5 protein-coding genes are annotated in these 8,631 nt (G+C 63.8%); 1 reads left to right on the top strand and 4 read right to left on the bottom strand.

Annotation, left to right across the window (positions count from 1 at the left end):
• Window positions 1-293: 293 nt before the first annotated feature.
• From DYI24_RS15415 to DYI24_RS15425, 3 genes are all read right to left on the bottom strand, one after another.
• Window positions 294-2,444, bottom strand: a complete 2,151-nt coding sequence (locus tag DYI24_RS15415) for a methyl-accepting chemotaxis protein (protein WP_164572917.1) — start codon at window positions 2,442-2,444, stop codon at window positions 294-296.
• 644 nt (window positions 2,445-3,088) lie between these two features.
• Window positions 3,089-3,592, bottom strand: coding sequence for a response regulator (locus DYI24_RS15420; RefSeq protein ID WP_164572918.1), 504 nt, complete (start codon window positions 3,590-3,592; stop codon window positions 3,089-3,091).
• Between the two features lie 182 nt (window positions 3,593-3,774).
• Window positions 3,775-6,126 (bottom strand): phosphoketolase family protein, encoded by a 2,352-nt coding sequence (locus DYI24_RS15425; protein WP_164572919.1) that lies wholly within the window; start codon window positions 6,124-6,126, stop codon window positions 3,775-3,777.
• Window positions 6,127-6,510: 384 nt separating this feature from the next.
• Here DYI24_RS15425 and DYI24_RS15430 point away from each other — a divergent pair, with 384 nt between their 5' ends.
• Window positions 6,511-7,161 carry a BON domain-containing protein gene (locus DYI24_RS15430; protein WP_107346508.1) on the top strand — a complete coding sequence of 217 codons (651 nt, stop codon included), beginning with the start codon at window positions 6,511-6,513 and terminating at the stop codon, window positions 7,159-7,161.
• Between the two features lie 43 nt (window positions 7,162-7,204).
• Here the strand turns inward: DYI24_RS15430 and DYI24_RS15435 are convergent.
• Window positions 7,205-8,631, bottom strand: a 1,427-nt coding sequence (locus DYI24_RS15435; RefSeq protein ID WP_164572920.1) for a serine/threonine protein kinase, incomplete at its 5' end; no start/stop codon positions are given.

Here is an 8,631-nt window from a genome sequence, read left to right on the forward strand (position 1 = left end):
TTGTCCAATATCTTCGCGTTGTTCGGCTCCTGCTCAAACCGGACCAACTGGTTGTCAACCGTGTCCAGGCTCTCGAAGGTCTCCGTCAAAAACTCACGAAGAAGATCGTCCATACGCGTTACGCCTTTTACCTACACACCGGTGACCGCAGGACCCCCGGCCGTCCACTCAACGAGCGGAATTTATGTCCAATGCCAGCCATATCCGCCGGTCGCCTACGCTCTCGTTAATTTTGCAGCACGTAGGAGTACGAGCCGTTCGTGGGCGCTGCACAGACTGGCCGCGGACCGCGCTCAGGCGGCCCGTACCGTGCTGAGGAAGCGGCTGACCTCGGCCTTCAGCCGGTTGCTGTCGTGCGACAGCGCCTGGGCCGCCGCCAGCACCTGAGACGACGCCGACCCGGTCTCGGCAGCGCCCTGGCGAACGCTGGCGATATTCGAGCTGACCTGGATGGTACCGTGCGCCGCCTCCTGAACGTTGCGGGCGATTTCTTGCGTTGCAGCACCCTGCTGCTCGACAGCCGACGCCACCGTGGAAGCGATTTCGGCCATCCGGTCGATCGTGACGCCGATCTGCCGGATCGCCGCAACGGACTCCTCGGTACCAGCCTGGATGCCGGAGATCTGCTGGCTGATATCGCCGGTCGCCTTGGCGGTCTGCTCGGCAAGGATCTTCACTTCCTGCGCCACGACGGCAAAGCCGCGACCGGCCTCGCCAGCCCGCGCCGCCTCGATGGTGGCGTTGAGCGCCAGCAGGTTGGTCTGGCCGGCAATATTGTTGATCAGTTCGACCACCGCGCCGATCCGTCCCGCAGCCTCCGACAACTCGCTCACCCGATCGTTGGTGTGCCGTGCCTGACTGACGGACTCGACTGCGATCCGCGCCGACTCCTGCACCTGTCGGCTGATCTCGCTGACTGTCGACGACATCTGCTCGGTGGCCCCGGCGACCGACTGCACATTGGTGGCCGCCTGTTCCGACGCCGCCGCCACCGTGACAGTCAGATCGCGCGAGCGTTCGGCGGTGGCGGTCAGCGAACTGGCGGAGGCTTCCAATTCGGTCGAGGCCGACGAGACAGTTTCGATGATCTCCCCGACCGCCGCTTCGAACTCGTCGGCCAGCCGCTGCATATCGCGCTTGCGCTGCAAGGCGATCCGCTGCGCAGTATCGTTCTCTTCCTGGCGGCTGAAGAACAACTGGTTCTGCATCGCCTGGATGTTGCGCAGTGCAACCCCGGCCTCGTCGTCGCGCTCGATCACCACGCGGCTGTCGAATTTACCCTGCGCGATATTGCCCATCACCGTGTTGAGCCGCTGCAGCGGAACGGTGATCGCGCGGGTCGTGAACATGCCATTCAAGACGCCGAGGATCAGGCCGATCACCAGCAGCGTGATCGAGATCAACAGCATGGTGACGTATTCCCGCTGGCCGCTGGTGTATTCGGCGCGGGCGCCCTGCACCTGCATCGCCACCAGCTTGTCGAGCTCGGTCTTGGTCGCCTTGAACAGCTCTTCGGCACGGCCGGTCATCAGCTCACCAAGCCGATCGAATTCCCGGGCCGCCACCATCGCGATGCCGGGGCTGACCACTTCGTTGAAATAAGTCTGCCGCGCCGCTGCGAACTTGCCCGCAAGCGCCTTTTCATCCGCCGACAGGCGCGTCGTCGTGTAGTCCGCAAGCAGCTTGTCGGAGCGTTCGCGATTGATGGCGATACGGCCCGCGACGTCGCGGATTTGCTTGCCGACCTTGGCGCGAACCACCGCGCCGCGCAGCGCCATTGCATCGTCGAGCAGACGCTCGTTGATCTCGGCGAGCTGTCCCAGCGGGACGGCGCGATTCTCATAAACCGACTGCAGGCGCTGATCCATATTGTGGACCGCAAAGATGCCGGCAGCGCCGATGATCATCATGATCACCGCCTGCACCGCCACCATCGTGGTGAGGCGCGAGCGCAGCGTCCGGGTGAACATCCCGAGCCGGTCGAACCACGACCGCCGCCGGATGATGCCGTCGTCGATCTTGTAGCCGTGCGCCTTGTTGTTTCGCAGCAAGCCATACACGTGTTCGGCTTCGACACGCTGATCGGCCGGCAGCTTGGTCCGCACCGACATGTAGCCGGTGACTTGGCCGTTCTCCCATAGCGGCGTTGCGCTGGCGAGCACCCAATAGAACCCACCGGACTTGCGCCGGTTCTTGACGGCGCCGACCCACGGCCGCCCCGCCTTGAGCGTGTCCCACAGATTCTGGAATGCCTCCGGCGGCATGTCGGGATGGCGCACGATGTTGTGTGGCTGCCCCATCAGCTCCTGCTCGCTGAAGCCGGACGCGATGACGAACTGGTCATTGAAATAGGTCAGCTTGCCTTTGACGTCGGTCTTCGAAACGATCAGCGTGCCGTCGTCGAGCACGTATTCGTCGTCGGTCACCGGCAAGTTCTTTCGCATTTCAGACTCCAAACACCACCGAACCGATGGCTCGGGCAGACGAGATCATTGTTGTTGAGGCGCGGCTAACACGGGACCGAGTGCGGCTCAGGGCCATCGGCACGGTCGGGCCGCCCGCGCGGGTCGTACAACCGGCGCGTGAAGCATTCCGAAAACGGGATAGCTACTTTGCGCGCCTCGGATTCAGTCCAATTTCAGACTTCGCGCGAGAAACCGGATCAAACCGTGATCGACCTCGTGCAATCACCAGGATCGAATACGAAGGTCGCAATCAACGTTTGGATGACAATCGACATTTCACACCTTCGGCTCGATCTGCTCGGCTGCACCGACATTCATAACCGGTGATCAAAGCAGGCAATTTTCGCGACGATCCGGAGCTGCCTTCCGGACAGTTACTTGGTACGAGCACGAGGATAGGAACCCAATTCTATCCTATTCGTAAAACTGTCTGAAAATACGATCGATTTGCCGTCTACGACGGTTCGGTGCGGTCCCCGAGCGTCACGATGAGTTGAGCGCGGTCACAAATCGAGCAACAGCTGCGACGAAAGTCGTAGTCGGTCGCAACGACGGCCCGCAGCGATACTCGCGCGACAAATCATCAGCACGCTAACGCGAAAGCGAACCGGCGGCGGAAACGCTCAGCCGTTGCGTTCGAAGCGGGGGCCGCATACCTCGCCCCAGGAATGAACGATCGGCAGGCCGGCCACGGTGCTGCGCAGATTGGCGAGTGAGATGCGGAGTGCGGCGAGATCGATCGGCTTCGGGAAGCTCTGCAGCAGCTCCATGCCGAGCGACCGCGCCAGATCGCGCGAGGCGCGGCGATGCTGCGAGTTCATGCCGCTGATGACGATCATCGGCCCATCGTACTTCGCCGCCGCCATCGCACGCATGACGTCGGCGCCATCGCCGTCTTCCAGCTTGAGGTCGAGCGTGATGCAGTCGAAATGCTTGTCGCGGATCAGGCCGATGCCTTCGGCGCAGGACGCCGCGTGGGTCACCGCGTAGCCGGCCTTCTCGGCCGCGCCGGCAATCAGCATGCGCTGCATGGCATCGTCATCGATCACCAGCAGATCAAGCAGGCCGAGCAGCTTGTCGGCGTGCAGGCCGTCCTGCCCCGCCTCGGTTCGCTCTTCACGACGCATCACTCAGCTCCTACCCCCGTCACGCGATCGACGAGCGATAGCGAGGGTGCTGCAACCGTCGGTTAATGCGAAGAGGTAATGCGCCAGACCGGCGCATCACCATGCGTGGCTGGTTGACGATGCCTTGACCGGATCGGCGCAATTGTTCGGATCGCGCCGGCCCGACCTTGGCGTCACTCAGATCAAGCCGACCAGCGCCAGTCGCGAACCTCGGGCATATCGTCGCCGTGTTCGCCGATATACAGCTTGTGTCGCTGCATCGTTGCCCAGTAACGCGAGGTGGCGGCGTCGCGCTGATCGGCGAGCCGCGGAATCCGCAGGATCGCGTCGAGCGCCAGGCGATAACGATCAAGGTCGTTCAGCACCACCATGTCGAACGGCGTCGTCGTGGTGCCCTCTTCTTTGTAGCCGCGGACGTGGATGTTGACGTGGTTGCGGCGGCGGTAGGTCAGCCGGTGGATCAGCCACGGATAGCCGTGGAAGGCGAAGATCACCGGCTTGTCGGTGGTGAACAGCTCGTCGAAGCGGCGGTCGTCCATGCCGTGGGGGTGCTCCGAGCTCGGCTGAAGCACCATCAGGTCAACGACGTTGACGACACGGATCTTGATGTCCGGAACGTACTCCCGCAGCAGCTTGACCGCCGCCAGCGTCTCGACCGTCGGCACGTCGCCGGCGCAGGCCATCACCACATCGGGCTCGCCCTCGTCGCTCGCCCAATGCCAGATCCCGGCGCCGGCGGTGCAATGACGAACCGCCGCATCGATATCCAGCCACTGCCATTCCGGCTGCTTACCTGCCACGATCAGGTTGACGTAGTTGCGGCTGCGCAGGCAGTGGTCGGCGACCGACAGCAGGCAGTTCGCATCCGGCGGCAGATAGATCCGCACCACGTTCGACTTCTTGTTGGCGACGTGGTCGATGAAGCCCGGATCCTGGTGCGAGAAGCCGTTGTGATCCTGGCGCCAGACGTGCGAGGTCAGCAGATAGTTCAGCGATGCGATCGGCTTCCGCCACGGGATCGTGGCGCACGCCTTCAGCCACTTTGCGTGCTGATTGAACATCGAGTCGATGATGTGAATGAACGCTTCGTAGCACGAGAAGAAGCCGTGCCGACCGGTCAGCAGATAGCCTTCGAGCCAGCCCTGGCACAGATGCTCGCTCAGCACCTCCATCACCCGGCCATCGGGGCCGAGATCGGTGTCGACGTCTTCGATCGCCGCCATCCACTCCTTCGGCGAGACTTGCAGCACCGCATCGAGCCGGTTCGACGCGGTCTCGTCCGGCCCGAACAGCCGGAAGTTCTGGCTGTCGAGGCTGTTCTTCATCACGTCGCGCAGGAAGGTGCCGAGCACCCGCGTCGCCTCGGCCTTCAGTGCGCCGGGCCCTGTCAGCGTCACCGCGTAGTCGTGGAAATCGGGCAGCGACAGCGGCTCGAGCAGTTCGCCGCCGTTGGCGTGCGGATTAGCGCTCATGCGGCGGCGGCCGGTCGGCGCCAGCGCCTGCAGCTCGTCACGCAGCTTGCCGGTGGCATCGAAAAGCTCTTCCGGCCGGTAGCTGCGCATCCAGTCCTCGAGCAGCGTCAGATGCTCGGGATTCTTGAAGTCTGCGATCGGCACCTGATGGGCGCGCCAGGTGCCTTCAACCGGCTTGCCGTCGACGTGCTTGGGACCGGTCCAGCCCTTCGGAGTCCGCATCACGATCATCGGCCAGCGCGGCCGCTCGGTTGCGCCGTGGTTGCGCGCCTTGTCCTGAATCGAGCGGATCTCGCCGAGCACGCGTTCCAGCGTCGCAGCCAGCGTCTGGTGCACCACCGCCGGGTCGTCGCCTTCGACGAAATACGGCTCATAGCCATAGCCGCGCATCAGGTCGGTCAGTTCCTGCGGCGTGATCCGCGCCAGCACGGTCGGATTTGCGATCTTGAAGCCGTTGAGATGCAGGATCGGCAGCACCGCGCCGTCGCGCGCCGGATTGAGAAACTTGTTGGAGTGCCAGCTGGTCGCCAGCGCGCCGGTCTCGGCCTCGCCGTCGCCGACCACGCAGGCGACAATCAGATTCGGATTGTCGAACGCCGCGCCGTAGGCATGTGCCAGCGAATAGCCGAGTTCGCCACCCTCGTGGATTGAGCCGGGCGTTTCCGGCGAGACGTGGCTCGGCACGCCGTGCGGCCAGGAGAACTGCCGGAACAACCTCTGCATGCCGTTGCGGCTGCGCTCGATCGCCGGATAGCGCTCGGTATAGGTCCCTTCCAGATACGCGTTGGCGACCAGCCCCGGCCCGCCGTGACCCGGGCCGATGATGTAGATCATGTCGAGGTCGTGCGCGGTGATCAGCCGGTTGAGATGCACGTACAGCATATTGAGGCCGGGGGTCGTGCCCCAGTGCCCGAGCAGACGCGGCTTGATGTGGTCGAGCTGCAGCTTCTGATCGAGCAGCGGATTGTCCTGCAGATAGATCTGTCCAACAGACAGATAGTTCGCGGCACGCCAATAGGCGTCCATCTTCTGCAACAGATCGTTGGACAACACGTCGGACATCATCATCTCCAGATTATCTATCAGTCGAGGCGCGCCAGAGCGGCGCAGATGCAGGGCCGGTGCCCTGCAGGCGGGTTCACTTCCACGTCACACGGTGCGGCGCGCCCCCGCGCACGGCGATGATGGCTGCAAACAATGTCAGCTTTGCGTGACATAGTCATGCGCGAACGCAACGCAATGTGAGCAATCATGCAGCAATCGAGTGCCGATTGCCGCACACCAGCACGCAGCCGGATCAATGACAGTGCCGCGACGCACCGACGCCATTGAGGTTTGATGCGGATCAATCGCAAAGGTTGGATCTCGTTGATTCTGATCAATGTGTTTGCAGCGCCAGCAACCAAGATGCCGCGCGTCAGCGTAGCGGTACTCTTGAGGCCACGAATGTCCGAGTCCCAGCTTCGTCAAAACATCCTTGACGAGTTCGAATTCGATCCGAGCTTCAACAGCGGCCACATCAAGGTTGCTGTCGAGGCTGACAGAGTGATCCTCAGTGGTCACGTCATCAGCTACGCCGACAAGGTCGCGGCGATCGCGGCGACGCGCCGTGTCAAAGGCGTGCACGCGATCACCGACCATCTCGAAGTCCGCTCGCCGTTCAATCGCGCCGCCGACGATCAGATCGCGCAGCGCGCCTGTGATCTGCTCGAATGGAACGTGCTGGTTCCGTCGAGCTCGGTCGACGTCCAGGTCGAGAACGGCTGGTTGACGCTGAGCGGTACGGTCGATTGGCACTTCGAGCGCGCCGCCGCCGAGGACGATGTCCGCAAGCTCGCCGGCGTGATGGGCGTCACCAACAACATCGTCATCAACAATCCGCTCGCCGATCATTCCTGCATCCGCGACAAGATCGAGTCGGCGCTGCGCCGCCACGCCGAGATCGGATCGAAGACCATCCGTGTCACGGTGAAGAACGGCAACATCGTGATCCTGGAAGGCCGGGTCGACACTTGGGACGAACGTCGCGCGGCGCAAAATGCCGCATGGTCGACTCCGGGCGTAGCAGCGGTCGATGACCGCTTGATGATCAACTGACCCGCGCTTCCCGAACCTATTGAGCTTTAACGAATCCTGAGCATCACGCGTCCTGCGCGGCCGCACGCGGCGCGCTGCGCGGCGGCGCAACTTGCGCTTCACGCACGATCGTCACCGTGCAGCCGGCTTCGCTGGCGACCTTGGCCGAGACGCTGCCGAGCAGCGAGCGTAGCACCGAGCTACGCCGCGCACCGATCAGGATGTGATCGACACGGCTGGCCTGGGCGAATTCCAGAATCGCCGACGCCGGATCGACCGCCTCGAGCACGTGCACGGTGAGGCGGTCGTCGGAGAGCTTCAGCGGTTCAGCCCAATGCCGAAGCTGCACCAGACGATCGACGTGCTTGTTGTGGCCGTGCTCGTCGAGCGTCCGATCGATCGTCATGCGGCCGAGCTTGAGCACGTTGAGGCAGGCGAGCCGCGCCGACGGCAGCGGGGCGAGGATGCGCGAGGCCGTGGTACGGGGCGCAGCGTTGAGCGGCCCAGAGCCTTCTGCAACATCGATCGCCACCGCCACGATCGGCGCCGACGCCAAGTGAGCCGCCATCGTTTCCACAGCGCGCGGCCGGGTCAGCTCCTTGTTGAACCGGCGGCGCAGCACGGTGCGCAGCGGATCGTGCTTGAGCTTCTCCGGGCGCGTGGTCAGCTTCACCTCGGTGGGATGCGTCAGGTCGAACACCAGTTGCGCGGCGGTCGGATAGCGCCACTCGGGCAGGATCTCCAGGCAGCGCAGCACGATCTCCTGCAGCCACAGCGGATAGTCGGGGCGCAGCTTGCGCGGCGGATGCGGATCCCGCCAAAGCCGGCGGCGCATGCCGTACATCGTCTCGGTTTCGCCGAACGGCCGCACCCCAGTGGTGAAGAAATACAGCAGCACGCCGAGCGCAAACAGATCGCTGCGCGGCTCGTCGCGCGCGCCGAGCAGCCGCTCCGGCGCCATATACGGCGCGGTGCCGAACGGCAGGCGAAACTCTTCCTGCATCAGATCCGGCAACTGATCGCTGCAGGCCAGCCCCATATCGAGCAGCACCGCCTCGCCGCTCGGGCGAAACATGATGTTGCTCGGCTTGATGTCGTGGTGGATGACGTGCTGACGATGCAGGTCGGCGATCGCGGTGGCGATCTTGGCCGCGATGGCCACGGCCTCGTCATAGGGCAGCGGAAGCTCCGGCAACCGCGCGAGCAGCGGCTCGCCGGCAATGCGCTCCATCACGATGTAGGGCTGGGTGGAGAAGTCGCGCATCGCCACGAACTTCGGAACATGCGGCCCCGACAGCCGCGGCATCAGCATCTGCTCCATTTCGAAGCTGACGATCGCCGCCGGATCCTCGCCCTCGCCCATCCGCGGGATCTTCATCACCATCGGCATCGGGTCGCCGTCACGCCGCACCTTGAACAGCGTCGCCATGCCGCCGCGATGGATCGCTTCCTCGCTCGTAAAACCGTCGAGCGCAGCGCCGGGCCCGAAGG

It is taken from the genome of Rhodopseudomonas sp. BR0C11 (assembly GCF_010820945.1).
In the GTDB taxonomy this organism is placed as follows: domain Bacteria; phylum Pseudomonadota; class Alphaproteobacteria; order Rhizobiales; family Xanthobacteraceae; genus Rhodopseudomonas; species Rhodopseudomonas palustris_H.

Excerpts from the sequence above, each read along its gene's own strand:
- DYI24_RS15415 (WP_164572917.1), bottom strand. The coding sequence starts at position 2,444 with ATGCGAAAGAACTTGCCGGTGACCGACGACGAATACGTGCTCGACGAC.
- DYI24_RS15420 (WP_164572918.1), bottom strand. The coding sequence starts at position 3,592 with ATGCGTCGTGAAGAGCGAACCGAGGCGGGGCAGGACGGCCTGCACGCC.
- DYI24_RS15425 (WP_164572919.1), bottom strand. The coding sequence starts at position 6,126 with ATGTCCGACGTGTTGTCCAACGATCTGTTGCAGAAGATGGACGCCTAT.
- DYI24_RS15430 (WP_107346508.1), top strand. The coding sequence starts at position 6,511 with ATGTCCGAGTCCCAGCTTCGTCAAAACATCCTTGACGAGTTCGAATTC.